Source organism: Limnohabitans sp. TEGF003 (assembly GCF_055395455.1).
In genome coordinates, this window is sequence record NZ_AP029225.1 from 2088118 (window position 1) to 2103243 (window position 15126).

Below are 15126 nucleotides of genomic sequence, written 5' to 3' on the forward strand. Positions count from 1 at the left end.
GCGCTTACCCCTTTGGTGTTCGTCCCCTTGGTGCCCCCGCTGAAATAATCGCCATCAGGGCACCATGGCCAGAATGCTCGACGATTTCACTGATGGATTTTTTTGACAGCACATCTGACTCCGCTCGTCCAGACGCCAGCAAAAGGAGAATCCGTCTGCACACCACAGAGATCGTTTTCATTGGAATTTCATGCGGCCCGTCATAGCGATGCGGCAATTGGTTGATGAACTCTTCCCAAAGTGGTGCCGCATAACTGGCAAGGCGAAATCCATTGCCCCAAAGCTCAGGGATGATGCTGGCAGTAAAAGAAATGCCCGATCCCACAGGCCATTCAGAGCCTTCGTCATACCCGGACATCACGTACCCCAATTGCGCCTCATCGCAAATGCCATGAAACCTGGCAGCGGTAAGCAAGAACCTCGCAGCGACATGTGCACCGCCAGCCATGGCGAGATTGATCGGGTCATCCCGAAATTGAACAGAAGCGATGGAAATCACACACAACCGAATCCTCTTTTTCTCCAGCATGCTGTGCAGCTCGACAAGCCACAACCACTCGCGCATCGTCATGCCTTGTGCTTCGTCAATCACAAGTACAACAAAACGTCCGCCCGCCTGTGCTGACAATTGTTCAAAACGGTCCACGAGCATTCCCAAGCGTTCCGTTGGGCTACGTGTTGATCTGGCCAACCGATGCTTGGCTGCTTCCAGCAAATTTGCATAGAACCGCCCGGATGCGCTGGCACCGCCCGATTCGGTATGACTCCAGATCACCATCGGTATGAATCCTCCATACCTGGCAGCGAGCAAGCCTTCTAGCCAGTTATCAACAGCGCTGGATTTACCCAGTCGAGAGGCCCCATAAATGGTGGCACCATCAAATTGATCGTCTAGCCACCGTCCGATGGTGCTCACCATTTTTTCAATGGCGGGGGTGAACAACGAGTAATCTCTCGTGACCAGGGGATGGTCTTTGGGGATGTGCTCTGGAACGAGCTGAAAGTCTGAGTTTTCCATCACCAGGTCTTTGCCATGCGCATCTTGGGAAGTGGAGCGCTCTGGCTTGCAGATTTGGGTTTCGGCTCAGGTGGCGGTGAGGTGCCCTTCGTTTTCTTGGATGCTCCGGAGACCTTGGTCAGCTCTTCGGGCATGGCCTGACGGTTGATTTCACCCATGACGTCTGGCACCGAAAAGTTCGGCTCCTTCATTTCATCCAACGCTTGAGTGCTGGTCATCATGATTCGTCGCGCCTGCAGATAGGCCGGATGAACAGGTAGCTTTTTGTTGGCATGTATCTCAGCGTATTCAATTAACGCCTGGACGGGATCCCTATTGCCGGTCAGAAATAACAATCGCTTTGTTGCAAGTGCCCGAATGGCTTGCCGCATGTAAAGGGTGTGGGGTGATCGGTGCCACGGCGGTTGAACATGGACGGTTCCGTAGATCAGTCCATTTGAATCGGAGACTGTGGCCCAGCGTGCGTCTGTTTCGTCATCCAGTTGAAGCCATAGTTTTTTACCGAGAAGATCCGGACGTTGAACCAGCCACTCGGAGGTGTATTTGGCGTTCTCAAAGTTGAAATACGGTCTTTTGCCTGTGTATTCACCGCCAAGCAATGTGCAGACCTTTCTGGTTCCCGCCATTCTTTTAACGAGCTCCGGGTCAGCGTGACGAATGCGATTTTTTGTTTTGGCAGACAAGAAGTCCATTTGTGCAAGAGGACTGCGATAGCCCAGACCTGTATGTGGCGTGGCGTTGTAGTTCGCGATGGTGACATCCAGCAACTCCTCGGCATAGTCAAGTTGGAACTGGACCTCCGCAGCAATTTTTTCTGGATCTCGTCCTTTCTTATCTTCGTGACTGCTGCCTGTGCTCGGAGAGAGTCGGTGCATGGTGCCAGAGGCCAAAACCCTGAAAAACGACTCAATGAATGGCCGATCATCTTTGCTGCGCCTTGAACTGTAAGACGTAGGGTCTTGGGGTTTGATGACCTTGGCGCCAACAATATGCAGCAATGGCTCCTCGACTCTGGGGCAAACGTTGGCCAATGCGCCATCAACGCTGAACTCATTCCAGCAAGCTGACAAATAGACTTCAGAGTGTGCGGATGGCAAGGCCGCGCCTTCTGCGTACCCATCCTCACAAAACGTCAAGGTTCTTGGGGCCCACTTGGATAAAGCATTTTTGATGGTGATCAGAACGTCGAGCGCACTGCATTCGCGTCGCAAGCTGATGTGATACCCCAGAACTGCACGGGATCTGACGTCAATGATCACGATGATCCAGATGCGGCGGATTTTTCTGGGTTCATAACCGCCGTGAGGAGACGGCACCATGACCACCATTCGGCAGTCCAATTTGTGGGCATCACACTCGACCCGATCAAACAGCTTGAAATCAGGTCGTCGGGTTCCATCGGAGGCTTTGGCTTTTGCAATTGCGTCAGGCCCCCCCATTTTTGACATGGCTAAAAAAGGATGCTCTGCCAAAACCTTCTTGATGTACAGACGAACTGACTCATAGCCGAGCGACTCTGAATTGAATGGCCAGGCTTTCTGATCTTCCAAGCCAGCTTTTCTTAGCTCGTCAATGAACCATCGAAAGATCGTTTGAACATTGATCTTAGGGTGTGCAAGAGAATCGGCGTTATTGAGGATTCGTTTGTGAAAACGATCTTTCAAATCTTTGAACTGTGGACGTTCAAGTAGCCACTTCAACGCGCCGGTTGCTCCAGCCCCATTTTCGTGAACAACAGGTGCAGTTTGACGCTCGTAAGCGGTCACACGGAAATGTGGAAGTGCTCCTCGCCAACCAAAAATATCCCCATCTGAGTGCCTTTGAAGGCATCGGTTTGTGATGATTCGGTAGATATTGGATCGTTTTTCACCCGTTTTCTTCTGCAAAACTGCATCGGTAGCACCCTTGAGATACAGCTCAATGGCTTTTTTTCGGGCTAAAAATTTAGTTTTGCGAGCAGCTGACAAGCTGTTCTCATCCACCATAGGCCAATTGCCAAGGTCAATGCTCTGGCTCGATAGCTCAGAATTCGGAGTTGAGCGATATCCAATTCGTCCCGATAAAGCCATAGAACCTCCTAGTTAAAGGTCTATCCAAGACTCATTAAAAAGGAAGAATCACTTAACGTCAACTTTACTTGGAATTCGTAGCATCAACTTTACTTGGAAAGCGACACCCTCCAGAGGGAAGATCCAGCTGTTACTAGCATCAAATTTACTTGTGTGAACGATAGCTCAGTTGCAGCAGCTTCACCAGCCTGTTTTGAAAGGCTTGCTCGGCACCCTTGGTGCACTGTCCGCCTGAGCGGGTCCAGTCGGCGGCGTTGTCTGAACCCCGGCAGGCACTGATGCGGGCTGAGTCACCGCTGCGCTGGTGGCAGGCTCTGGAGCGTGTGTGGGCGCTGCAGTTTCTTCGAGCTTTGCCGCACGTGCACGTTGGCGCTGCAAGCCGACTTCGATCAACTCCTTGGCGTTTTGGCGCTGACCGCGTACAGCAAAATCCAGCGCCGTCATGCCCAGCTGGTTTTTGATGTTCAGGTCAGCACCCGCCTGGATCAGCACTTTGACGGCCTCGGGGCTGCCGTACATGGCGGCCATCATCAAGGGTGTGGTGCCGTTGGGAGATTCCGCATCGATGTAGGCGCTTTGCTCGAGCAAAAACTCAATGACCTGTACCTGACCCGTAGAGGCCGCGTAATGCAGAGGCGTCCATCCGGGCTTGTTGACATCGGCATCGTTTTCCACGAGCTTTTTGACCAAGGGCAAATAGCCTTTGAGCGCGGCCAGCATCAAGGCGCTTTCATCCTTGTCGTTGCGAACTTCCACTTTGACTTTGGGCCAATCCGCCAACAACTCCGCCACTTTGAGCGATGGCTCCCGCACGGCCAGCATCAGGCCAGAAACACCGGACGGATTGACCGTATTGGGATCGAAACCACGCTGCAACAAGCTCTGGACTGTTTTGACATCATCGAACTGGATCGCCTTGAAAAAGTCTTCGTAAGAGCCTGCCCACGTGATGCTCAAGGAAGAAAAAAACCCAGTAAAAACAATGATTTTTTTAAACAACTGAAAGCTGTGCATGAAGTTATTCAGCCGAGGTTCGGGCAAACAATTGAAGGAAATTCCGCGTGGTGAGTTCACCGATGGCCTCGCTCGTCGAGCCGCGCAACTCCCCGAGCAACTTGGCCACGTAGGGCACATAAGACGGGTTGTTGGTCTTGCCCCGGTAAGGCACAGGGGCCAGGTAAGGGCTGTCGGTTTCGATGAGCAAGCGATCATCTGGCACAAATTTGGCCACCTCGCGCAAATCGGCTGCTGTTTTGAAGGTCAGGATGCCTGAGAACGAGATGTAAAAACCCAAGTCGAGCGCGGCCCGGGCCACCTGCTGGCTTTCGGTGAAGCAATGGAATACGCCGCCTGCGCACCCCGCACCACCCGTCTCGCCCTCTTCTTTCAGGATGGCGATGGTGTCGTCCGAAGCCTGCCGCGTGTGGATGACCAAAGGCAAGCCTGTCTGGCGGGCCGCCCGGATGTGGGTGCGAAAACGCTCACGCTGCCATTCCAGATCGGCCACAGTGCGCCCGCCTTTGCGCTCGTCCATTTGGTAATAGTCGAGGCCCGTCTCGCCAATGGCGACCACTTTGGGACGGGCCGCGCCATCCAGCAAATCCTGCAGGCTCGGTTCACGCACACCTTCGTTGTCGGGGTGTACACCCACCGTGGCCCACATGTTGCCGTGGGCCATGGCCAGGTTGTGCACTTCATCAAACTTTTCCAGGGTGGTGCAAATGACAAGGGCACGCGTCACCTGAGCGGCCTGCATGGCCTGCTCGATGACGTCCAGCTGGCTCATCAGCTCCGGAAAATTGAGGTGGCAGTGGGAGTCGGTGTACATGGCTCAGCCCTTGGACATCAGGGTTTGGTGGGCGTCGGCGGTCAGGGCTTCGAGCATCAGACCAGCATTGAAGGGATGTTCGGCCGTGCGGGCCGACTGCATCAGGCGCTTGAACCAATCGGTCAGCACCGCGACCGATGCGGCGCAAGCAGGCAACTGGCTGGCGTCAAAAAATCGAGGCAAGGCTCCCGACTGGCGCAGCACCAGGTCGTGACACAGTTTTTGCAGGGCATCGATGGCCTGGGCCGGGCTGAGTTCAGCCAAGTGACGGGCATCGCCCTGGCGCATGGCTTTGGGCAAAGCGGCCCACCAATCGGGCGACAAACCGCTTTCGGCCTGGCGCAGCACATCGGTGGGGCGGCCCCCTGCACTGCGCAGCAAAGCCTGCGCCACAGGCGCTTGCACACCCTGCCCGCTCAGCCAGTTCAAGGCTTCATCGGCCTCTGGCCATTTCATCGTGTGGGCGAGACATCGGCTGCGGATGGTCGGCAACAGCAGGTGACCCGCTTCGGTGGCCAACACAAAGCGCACATCGCCAGGCGGTTCTTCCAGCGTTTTGAGCAAGGCGTTGGCCGTGATGGTGTTCATGCGCTCGGCCGGAAACACCAGCACCGCCTTGCCGCGCCCGCGTGCGTCGGTGCGCTGCGAAAATTCGACCGTATCGCGCATCGCGTCGACCCGGATCTCTTTGCTGGGCTTGCGGGTTTTCTTGTCGATCTCGTCCTGGGCTTTTTCCGACAAAGGCCAGCCCAGCTCGATCATGACCGTCTCGGGCATCAGCACCGCCAGGTCGGCGTGGGTACGCACGGCAATGGCGTGGCAGCTGGCGCAATCGCCGCAAGCGCCATGCGCTGAGGGTTTTTCGCAGAGCCAGGCCGATGCCAAAGCCAAAGCCAGGTCGTATTGGCCCAGGCCCGAGGGCCCCTGCAGCAACCAGGCGTGACCGCGCTGCGCCAGCAAATCGGTGGCTTGCCGGGCGATCCAGGGTGCTGGCATGTTGGCGCTCATGCGGCGCTCCGCTGAAGCCAATCGCTCACGACGCGTGACACATCTGCGCCCACCTCATCGATGCTTTGCGCAGCATCGATGCGGGCAAATCGACCTGGCATCTCAGCCTGGCGGCGGGCATACCCGGCACGAACGGCCGCAAAAAATTCGGCGGGCTGGGATTCGAATTTGTCGGGCACACGGGCAGAGGCCAGACGCTCGGCTGCAATGAGCGGGTCAAGGTCGAACCAGACGGTCAAATCGGGTTGCCGCAAAGATGGATACCCGCCTTCGCGGGTATGACCTTTACGGGCGCTGTCAAAACGCCCAGACTTGTCACCCCCGACTTGATCGGGGGTCCAAGTTGACCCGAAAGCTGGATAGCCGCCTTCGGGGGCATAACGTGATTGACCCTCATGCCCTGTTGTGGCGTCGTCGACAGGGCGCTGCTGCACCATGCGCTCCAGCTCAGCCAGCACTTGCCAGTCAAAGCCCCGCCCACCGCCTTGGTAGGCGAAGGTCGCATCGGTGAACCTGTCGCACAAGACCACATCACCCCGTGCCAGTGCGGGTTCGATGACTTGAACCAGGTGTTCACGGCGGGCTGCGAACATCAGCAGCGCTTCGGTCAGCGGGTCCATGGCTTCGTGCAACACCAATTCGCGCAGTTTTTCCGACAGCGGCGTGCCGCCCGGCTCGCGGGTCAACACCACGGCCCTGCCCGCTTGGCGGAACAGATCGGCCACGCGGGCGATGTGCGTGGACTTGCCCGCGCCGTCGATGCCTTCAAAACTGATGAATGTGCCGCTGCTCATAAAGGTGTGAAATCCATCCCCCATTGTCGCCGATGCCACTGGACAGGCCACACAGGCCATCACTGCCCGCGCTGGTAGCGGTTGACGGCCCGGTTGTGCTCATCCAGGGTGGCGCTGAAGTGGCTGGTCCCATCGCCCTTGGCCACAAAATAAATGGCGGCCGTTTTGGCGGGTTGCACCGCAGCCAGCAAAGCGGCTTTGCCGGGCATGGCAATCGGCGTGGGTGGCAGTCCGGCCCGGGTGTAGGTGTTCCAGGGGGTATCGGTCGTCAGGTGCACACGACGCAAATTGCCGTCAAATGCTTCACCCAGGCCATAAATCACCGTGGGGTCGGTCTGCAGGCGCATGCCGATGCGCAGCCGGTTGTTGAACACGCCCGAAATCTGCGCCCGGTCTTGCGCCTTGCCCGTTTCCTTTTCCACAATACTCGCCAGAATCAGCGCTTGCTCGGGCGACTGCAGGGCGGCTCCAGGTTGACGAGCTTCCCAAGCTTGCTGCAGGTGCTTGTCCATGGCTTTCATGGCCCGCTGCAGCACCGCCAAATCGCTGGCACCTTTGGCGTAAGAATACGTGTCCGGGTAAAAGCGCCCTTCTGGGGCCACGCCGGGACGGCCCAGCTTGGCCATCACGGCCTCGTCGCTCAAGGTCCGGCTGTCAGCTTGAAGGCTTTCGGCCTTGGCCAAAGCCTGGCGCACCTGCCGCCAGTTCCAGCCTTCCACAATCGTCACAGTGCGCAGACTCTCCTCGCCTCGCACCAGCATGCTCAGCAGCCGTTGCGGCGAGGTGCCCGGTGCAATTTCATAACTGCCCGCCCGCATCTGGCGCGACTGGCCGGACAAGCGAAACCAGGCATACAGCAGCGTGGGCGAGGTCTGAGCCCCGGCATCGGCCACGGCCTGGGCAATCGCCTTGGGGCTTGTGCCCGGCTCGATGGACAGATCCAATGTGGCCTGACGGGTGTCCATGGGATGGTGCAACCACCAATACGCCCCTCCCAGAAGGCCCAAGGCCACGAGCAACAGGCTGACCAACCACTTCATCAAGCCTTTGAGCACGGGCATGTCCTTGTTCGGGTGTTGAAAACGTGGACGGGATGATAATTCACGCCTTGCCAGACGACCGAGCCGCCCCATGAACACCCCTGCAGATTTCAGCCCTCAGCTTCCAGCCCTCTTGAACGGCACCAGTCCCCTGCCCCACTTGGGCGTGATCCAGGCCCAGGGCGAGGACGCGGCCAACTTCTTGCACAACCAGCTGAGCAACGACGTGCTGCTGCTGCCCGTGGGCCAATCGCGCCTGGCGGCTTTTTGCTCGGCCAAAGGCCGCATGCAGGCCAGCTTCATCCTGGTCAAAACCGCGCCCGACACCGTCTTGCTGGTCTTGAGCCTCGATTTGCTGGCCCAGACCCTCAAGCGCCTGTCCATGTTTGTGCTGCGGGCCAAAGTCAAAATGAGCGACGCCACCAGCCAGTGGCAGCTGCGCGGCTTGCTGGGCGACAGCGCTCGGGCTCCAGTCGGCTCAGCTGCCCCTTGGCAGACCACGGTCACCGACGGGGCGCATGCTGTGGCCCTTTATCCGGCCGTGCTGGGCGAATCCAAAACCCCACGCGCTTTGTGGATCGCCCCGGCGGGCCATGCGCTGCCTGCAGGCCCCGAGGTCTCGCCCGAAGTCTGGCAATGGTCCGAAGTGATGAGCGGCGTGACCCTGGTCAGCCTGCCTGTGTTCGAGGCTTTTGTGCCCCAAATGCTCAATTACGAGTCAGTGGGCGGCGTGAACTTCAAAAAAGGCTGCTACCCCGGACAAGAGGTGGTGGCACGCAGCCAGTTTCGCGGCACGCTCAAGCGCCGCACGGCGCTCATGCACAGCCCCGTGGCCTTGGAAGCCGGGCAAGACATCTTCACGCCCACCGACCCCGAACAACCCTGCGCCACCGTGGTCTTGTGTGCCGCGCGGCCTGACGGACAAGGATTTGATGCGCTGGTGAGCGGCACGACCGAGAGTCTGCAGACAGGCTGGCGAGCGGATCTGTCAACAGGTACGGCCATGACGCCCATCGCGCTGCCTTACGAGTTGCTCGCGGATATCTGAAGTGGCCAGCGCTGGAGAACTGACTTGAACCGTTGGAACATACCTCCATGGCTAGAAGCAGAGGTGTTGCAGAGAGACAAAGCCTGCGTCTATTGCCGCCGAGACTTTTCAGTACCGGCACTTAGCCGTGGGGAAAAGCCTTCTTGGGAACACATCATCAATGACGAAGCCATCATCACCCGCACCAATATTTCACTGTGCTGCATGTCATGCAATGCGAGCAAAGGTGCGAAGGATTTGCGGATTTGGCTCGAGTCCAACTACTGCAAAGAAAAAGGCATCAACCGGTCGACAGTGGCCGATGTTGTGAAAACAGCACTGGCTGACATTGAAAAAGCGGCCTGAACCGCTTCCAGTCAAATCTTGCGCACCATCTCGATGTGCGCAATCCCTGCCTCCTCAAACACCGCGCCATGCGGCTCAAAGCCAGAGCGTTTGTAAAAACCTTCGGCACTGCACTGGGCGTGCAGGATCACCTGCTTGTCGCCTCGGTGCTGCGCAGCGTCCATCAGGGCATGCAGCACCCGGCGGCCCAGGTCACTCCCGCGCATTTGCTTTTTGACCGCCATGCGGCCGATGCGGGCCACACCCGGCGCGTGCTGGATCAGGCGGCCCGTGGCCAAACAAAAGCCCATGCGGTTCAGGGCCACGGCGTGTAAGGCGTTCTTGTCTTCGTGGTCCCACTCCAGCTCGGCGGGCACTTTTTGCTCGTGCACAAACACCTCGGTGCGCAGCGGGCTGGCCAGTTTCTGGAAGTCGTGCCACGAGCCCACATGCACCTGCACCATGTCTTCACCGCGCTCAAAGCTTTCCAGCATGTCGCGCAGGGGCGCGGGAATGGGCTGGCTCTTTTTGGCCACCGGGTCGGCGTACACATAGACCAGCTCGCTGGTGATCAGCAGTTCATCACCCCGAAAAATCGCCCCCGCAAACGTCATGGACGAGTTGCCCACCCGGTCGCAGCGCATGCACACATCGAGATAGTCGTCCATTTCCGCGCTGGCGTGGTACTCGACGCTGGCCTTTTTGACGAACAGGTCACCACCCAGCTGGTGCATGGTTTCGGCGTATGGCATGGCCAACTGCCGCCAATAGTCGGTGACCGCGGTGTCAAAGTACATGAGGTAGTGGCCATTGAAGACGATCTTTTGCATGTCCACCTCGACCCAGCGCACGCGCATGCGGTGAGAAAAACGGAAATCCTGGCGTTTCATGAATCAGCTCCTTTTGTGGGATGGATACCCGCATGCGCGGGTATGACAAGATTTTTTAAGGTTGAGGCAAGTCAAGCTTTTGGTGTTTGGTCATATCCGGCTTGACCGGGCATCCCTGACTTCAAAGGCCGCCCGCAAAGCCCGGTCCGCATCGGCATGGGCTTGCAAGGCATCGGGAATGGCGCGGCCCATGGTGATGAAACCGTGGACCACGCCTTTGTAAATCTCCAGATCGACCGGCACACCCGCCATGCGCAACTTGTCCGCGTACTGCACGCCCTCGTCCACCAGCGGGTCGCATTCGGCCAGGCCAATCCAGGCGGGGGCCAAACCTGAGTGGTCGGGCGCGTTCATCGGGGCAAAGCGCCAGTCATCGCGGTCGGCTTCGTCGATGTAGTTGGCAAAAAACCAGTCCACCGTCTGCTTGTCGAGCATGAAGCCCTCGGCAAAGGTGTGGTGCGAGGCGGTGTCCTGCCGTCCAATGCAGCCGGGGTAAAACAGCAGTTGCAAGCACAAGGCCAGGCCTGCATCGCGTGCCATCAAGGCGCACACGATGGCCAGGGTGCCGCCTGCACTGTCTCCGCCCACTGCCAATCGTGTGGTGTCCAGGCCCAGCGCCTGGCCCTGCTGGCGCAGCCAGTTCAAGGCGTCCCAGCTGTCGTGGACGGCCGTTGGAAAACGGTGTTCGGGAGCCAGCCGGTAGTCCAGCGACACCACGGCGCAGTGACCCAGGCGCGAGAGTTGGCGGCACAGCACATCGTGGGTGGTCAGGCTGCCCACGCTGAAGCCCCCGCCATGGATGTACAGCAGCACGGGCAAGGCGACCTCGCTGCGCGGGGCATACAGCCGGGCGGGCATGGCGTGGCCATCGCGGGCCGGGATCTGGATGTCCTCCACCTGGTCCACCTGCGGGGCGGGCTGCAGGTCGAGCATGGGCCCGCCAATGTCGTAAAACTCACGCGCCTGTAATGGTGTCATGACCGCCATGGGCGGGCGGCCTGCGCGTTCAATGCGCTCGATCAGGCTGCGTGTGGCGGCATTCAACAACGATCGGGGGTTGGTGTGGTGGCTGCTCATGGGTGTGTGGGTTGTCGATGCCCTCAGGGCTGGGCGGCAGGGGCCAATTTAAACAAGGGGCAAACAAGGGTGACAGCCTCGGCGTGTCACCAATGCCTTCTTGCATCAAAATGGGCTTTGATCGTACAACGCCCTGCCCCGCTGTTCTGTCACTTCCGAACCGGGGCACCAAATTGGAGTCTTCGCATGTCCTTTATCAACTACGTCACCCAAATCCAGATCGACTTTGGCGCGGTGAAGCTGCTGCAAGCCGAATGTGAGCGCGTGGGCATCCGCAAGCCCCTGATCGTGACCGACGCGGGTGTCAAAGCCGCCGGTGTGCTGCAAAAAGCCCTCGACGCCCTGCCCGACCTGCCTGTTGCGGTGTTTGACCAAACCCCCTCGAACCCGACCGAGGCGGCGGTTCGCGCCGCAGCGGCCCTGTACAAAGCCAACGGTTGCGACGGCCTGATTGCGGTGGGCGGTGGCTCGGCCATCGACTGCGCCAAGGGCGTGGCGATTGCCGTCAGCCACGAAGGCCCGCTCAAAACCTACGCCACCATCGAGGGCGGCTCGCTCAAGATCACCGACCGGGTGGCCCCCATCATCGCGGTGCCCACCACCAGCGGCACCGGCAGCGAAGTGGCACGCGGCGCGATTTTGATCCTGGACGACGGCCGCAAAGTGGGTTTCCACAGCTGGTTCATCGTGCCCAAAGCGGCCATTTGTGACCCTGAGCTGACCTTCGGCCTGCCCCCCATCCTCACGGCTGCAACCGGCATGGACGCGGTGGCGCATTGCATGGAAACCTTCATGGCCGCGCCCTTCAATCCGCCTGCCGACGGCATCGCGCTCGACGGCCTGGCCCGAGGCTGGGCGCACATCGAACGCGCCACCCACAATGGCCAGGACCGCGAAGCACGCCTGAACATGATGAGCGCCAGCATGCAAGGCGCCATGGCTTTCCAGAAAGGCCTGGGCTGCGTGCACTCGCTCAGCCACAGCCTGGGCGGCGTCAACCCGCGCCTGCACCACGGCACTTTGAACGCCATGTTTTTGCCAGCGGTGGTGAAGTTCAACGCGTCGGCTGAAAGCGTGCAAAAAGAAAACCGCCTCAACCGCATGGCCCAGGCCATGGGCCTTCAAAGCGGCTCGGACATTCCCGATGCCATCCGCGACATGTGCGCCCGCTTGGGGCTCCCCGCGGGCTTGGGTGCCATGGGCGTGACCGAAGGCCTGTTCGACGCCGTGATCACCGGGGCGCTGGCCGACCACTGCCACAAAACCAACCCGCGCATCGCCTCGGCAGACGAATACCGCGACATGTTGCTGACCAGCATGTGAGCTGCGTGAGGTCACGCCCGAGAGGATCGGGCGGTCTTTTTGTCCGCCAATTTCGCTTTGGCTCTTTCCCTCGCCTGCACCTTGGCCAAATGGCCACGCAAAGCAGCCTCCCAAGCGGATTTGGCCCACTGTTGGGCGTCATCTGGCGCGTCGAACATTTCATCCGGTGCCGCCCAATAAGACAGCGCCACGTCCTTGCCTTTCATGGCGTAAGTGAAAGGTGTCAGACCCAGCGCTTCAAATTCAGGCCGATTGACTTCATCGGCCTTGAGGTACAGCCGCTGGTCCATCACGATGGCGAACATCAAACCTTCGTGGTAGAGGCCATGGCCGCCAAACATGCGGCGGGCCGATACAGGGCCCCAACCTTCGAGCAACTCCTGCACAAAAGGGATGAAGTCACTCATGTGCGGGGCCGACGTCAGGGCGTGTCGTGGCTGGGCATCTTGGCGCCCACATGCACCTCGCCACGGGCCTCGGCCAGTTCTACCTGACGCTGGCGCTCGGCCAGTTTGGCCTTCTGTTCCGGGGTGCGCTGGTCGTGGCAATGGTCGCAGCTGACGCCTTTCACGTAATGCGGCGACAACTTGTCCTGTGCGCTCAAGGGCCAGCGACAGGAGCGGCACAGTTCGTGGCTGCCCACGCCCAGGCCATGGCCCACGCTCACGCGCTCGTCGAACACAAAGCACTCACCTTCCCAAATGCTCTGCTCTGGCGGGATTTCTTCGAGGTACTTGAGGATGCCGCCTTCGAGGTGGTAGACCTCGTCAAAACCACGCATTTTCATGAGCGCGGTGGATTTTTCACAGCGGATGCCGCCCGTGCAGAACATGGCCACTTTGGTCTTTTTGGCGGCTTCGCCTTGCAGGTTTTCCTGTGCATCCAGCCAGGCAGGCAGTTGCACAAAGTTCTTGATGTTCGGGTTGACTGCGCCCTTGAAGGTGCCAATCGCCACCTCGTAGTCGTTGCGCGTGTCGATGACCACCACATCCGGGTCGGCCAGCAAGGCATTCCAGTCGGCGGGCTTGACGTACTGGCCCACCGTCTTGTTCGGGTCCAGCTCGGGCACGCGCAAGGTCACGATCTCTTTTTTGAGCTTGACTTTCATGCGCGTGAAAGGCGGCTTGGGGCTCCACGACTCTTTGTGCACGAGATTGGACAGACGCGGGTCAGCCCTTAAAAACGCCAGCACGGCGCGGATGCCTTTTTCCGGGCCGGCAATCGTGCCGTTGATGCCCTCATGCGCCAAAAGCAAAGTACCTTTGACCTCGTTGGCCTCGCAACAAGCCTGCAAAGGCGCTTGCAGATCAGCGAAGTCGGGCAAATCGACAAATTTATAGAGGGCGGCGGTGAGGAACGGGGTATCGGCTTGCATAGGGGTGATTATCCCAGCCCGGCGAGCTGGAAATTCGTCACGCCCGACTGGATCACGCGTCTATGCCTTCGGTGTCCACGGATACCCGCGTTCGCGGGCATGACGCGTTTGAAACCGGAGGCCATTTCTGGAAGTGCTCTCGAGTGTGTGCAACACCCCATCACAAAGGCCGAACGTCCGCCACTGCAGGCCTTGCCAGCCATTCCCCGAACTCATCGGCCAGCTGCTGCGCCGCGCTGGCCGCCGCCTTCCACACCTTCACCCGCCCCGCCAGATCCCGGTCGTAGGTCATGAAGTCCTGGCGGTCGGGCAGCTTGCCGCCCGGCAGGGTTTTGACCCATTCGGGGTTGGGGGCCAGGACGATGGTGTTGTCCAGAAACGCCGTCGCGGCGTGCCGCCACTTGAGCGCTTTGTCCAGCCAGCCGGGCACCACGTTTTTCTGGAAATGCGGGTAGAGCACGATGGAACGATCAGGCCCTGTTGCTGGCGCCGTCCAGTTCAAATGCAGGTGGTAATCGGTGATGCCGCCGTCCCAATACGCGCCAGCAGGGGCACCGGGGATGTCGTGCACGGCTTTCAGGGCAAAGGGGATGGAGCAGCTGGCCTGCAGCGCAGGCATGAAGTTGCCTTCGGTCAGCCCCACAGCGCGGGTGCGAAAGTCTTGCGCATCAAACGGCAAAGCCGCGCCCTGCCCTGAAAACACCACCCGCTCCAGCCAACCGCCGAGCGCCCGGCGGCTCACGGCATTGCTGAGGTAGGCCCCGGCGTAGCCCAGCGGCGTCGCCACGAGGTGCTCGCGGTGCAGCACATGCCGCCCTCGTGAGGTGACGATGTGCAAACGATAGCGCGGATGGCTCAGCGCCTCGTGGATGCGACCGCCGTAAAAGGCCTGCAGGCTCTGTCCAAAAGCCCCGCTGACCTGCTCGGCGCTCACACGCTTTTGGCCCGGCAACGGTTCGTAGTGCTGGTGGATGTAGTCGTGCTCCAAGCGCTCAAACGCCGCCACCGAGTTGTTCAGGCAAGCGGTGGCCATGCGCCAGGCACCAATCGAGGCGCCCACCAAGTCCACGGCTTGCGTGCTCTGAGGCAGCCAGTCCCCAAAAATGAAGCGGTCCAGAGGCCCGAGGATCAAACCCTTGGGGCCACCGGCTGCGCCCGGAATGACGCCGATGTGCTCAGGGCGCAGGCCGTGTTCGCGGATATGGGCCAAGGCTTTGGGGCCTGCGTGGATATGGAGGGCTTGCATGGTGTCGAGTGTAGGGGCTCTGAGTCTTGTCAAGGCCGAGTTCACGTCCCCCGAAGATGGATACCCGCGTGCGCGGGTATGACACA

General features: G+C 59.6%; 15 protein-coding genes. 3 read left to right on the forward strand and 12 right to left on the reverse strand.

All coding sequences use genetic code 11. The annotated features are described in order from the left end of the window. Positions 1–4 precede the first annotated feature (4 nt). From ACZ5RT_RS10305 to mltG, 7 genes are all read right to left on the reverse strand, one after another. Positions 5–1018, reverse strand: coding sequence for an ATP-binding protein (locus tag ACZ5RT_RS10305; protein WP_464452382.1), 1014 nt, complete (start codon positions 1016–1018; stop codon positions 5–7). After that, the gene (locus ACZ5RT_RS10310) at positions 1018–2985 is read right to left on the reverse strand and encodes an integrase core domain-containing protein (protein ID WP_424376010.1); all 1968 of its coding nucleotides are present in this window, start codon (positions 2983–2985) and stop codon (positions 1018–1020) included. The genes ACZ5RT_RS10305 and ACZ5RT_RS10310 overlap by 1 nt, the downstream gene beginning before the upstream one ends. Positions 2986–3267: 282 nt before the next feature. Beyond that, positions 3268–4044, reverse strand: coding sequence for an ankyrin repeat domain-containing protein (locus ACZ5RT_RS10315; RefSeq protein WP_464452383.1), 777 nt, complete (start codon positions 4042–4044; stop codon positions 3268–3270). Between the two features lie 61 nt (positions 4045–4105). Further along, entirely contained in the window at positions 4106–4915 is an 810-nt protein-coding gene (locus tag ACZ5RT_RS10320; RefSeq protein ID WP_464452384.1) for a TatD family hydrolase, read from the reverse strand. Positions 4916–4918: 3 nt separating this feature from the next. After that, entirely contained in the window at positions 4919–5923 is a 1005-nt protein-coding gene (locus ACZ5RT_RS10325; protein WP_464452385.1) for a DNA polymerase III subunit delta', read from the reverse strand. Continuing rightward, positions 5920–6717, reverse strand: coding sequence for a dTMP kinase (gene tmk / locus ACZ5RT_RS10330; RefSeq protein ID WP_464452386.1), 798 nt, complete (start codon positions 6715–6717; stop codon positions 5920–5922). The genes ACZ5RT_RS10325 and tmk overlap by 4 nt, the downstream gene beginning before the upstream one ends. 59 nt (positions 6718–6776) lie before the next feature. After that, entirely contained in the window at positions 6777–7778 is a 1002-nt protein-coding gene (mltG, locus tag ACZ5RT_RS10335; RefSeq protein WP_422171783.1) for an endolytic transglycosylase MltG, read from the reverse strand. 70 nt (positions 7779–7848) lie between these two features. Between mltG and ygfZ the strand changes: the two genes are divergently transcribed. Both ygfZ and ACZ5RT_RS10345 read left to right on the forward strand, forming a co-directional pair. Further along, a complete protein-coding gene (gene ygfZ / locus ACZ5RT_RS10340) occupies positions 7849–8805 on the forward strand; it encodes a CAF17-like 4Fe-4S cluster assembly/insertion protein YgfZ (protein ID WP_464452387.1) in 957 nt (318 codons plus the stop codon). Positions 8806–8829: 24 nt separating this feature from the next. Next, the gene (locus tag ACZ5RT_RS10345) at positions 8830–9150 is read left to right on the forward strand and encodes an HNH endonuclease (RefSeq protein ID WP_291923655.1); all 321 of its coding nucleotides are present in this window, start codon (positions 8830–8832) and stop codon (positions 9148–9150) included. 11 nt (positions 9151–9161) lie between these two features. Here the strand turns inward: ACZ5RT_RS10345 and ACZ5RT_RS10350 are convergent, their stop codons facing one another. Next, on the reverse strand, positions 9162–10019 hold the full coding sequence (locus ACZ5RT_RS10350; protein WP_464452388.1) for a YbgC/FadM family acyl-CoA thioesterase: 858 nt from the start codon (positions 10017–10019) through the stop codon (positions 9162–9164). A 90-nt stretch (positions 10020–10109) separates the two neighbouring features. Beyond that, complete coding sequence (locus ACZ5RT_RS10355; protein ID WP_464452389.1) at positions 10110–11096, reverse strand: alpha/beta hydrolase; 987 nt, start codon at positions 11094–11096, stop codon at positions 10110–10112. 186 nt (positions 11097–11282) lie between these two features. On the opposite strand from ACZ5RT_RS10355, the gene ACZ5RT_RS10360 reads away from it, so the two are divergent. Next, on the forward strand, positions 11283–12419 hold the full coding sequence (locus ACZ5RT_RS10360) for an iron-containing alcohol dehydrogenase (RefSeq protein ID WP_464452390.1): 1137 nt from the start codon (positions 11283–11285) through the stop codon (positions 12417–12419). Between the two features lie 11 nt (positions 12420–12430). Here the strand turns inward: ACZ5RT_RS10360 and ACZ5RT_RS10365 are convergent, their stop codons facing one another. From ACZ5RT_RS10365 to ACZ5RT_RS10375, 3 genes are all read right to left on the reverse strand, one after another. Further along, positions 12431–12826, reverse strand: a complete 396-nt coding sequence (locus ACZ5RT_RS10365; protein WP_464452391.1) for a TfoX/Sxy family protein — start codon at positions 12824–12826, stop codon at positions 12431–12433. A gap of 14 nt (positions 12827–12840) precedes the next feature. After that, positions 12841–13794 (reverse strand): oxygen-dependent tRNA uridine(34) hydroxylase TrhO, encoded by a 954-nt coding sequence (trhO, locus tag ACZ5RT_RS10370; protein ID WP_464452392.1) that lies wholly within the window; start codon positions 13792–13794, stop codon positions 12841–12843. Between the two features lie 160 nt (positions 13795–13954). After that, positions 13955–15040 (reverse strand): phospholipase, encoded by a 1086-nt coding sequence (locus ACZ5RT_RS10375; RefSeq protein ID WP_464452393.1) that lies wholly within the window; start codon positions 15038–15040, stop codon positions 13955–13957. Positions 15041–15126 lie beyond the last annotated feature (86 nt).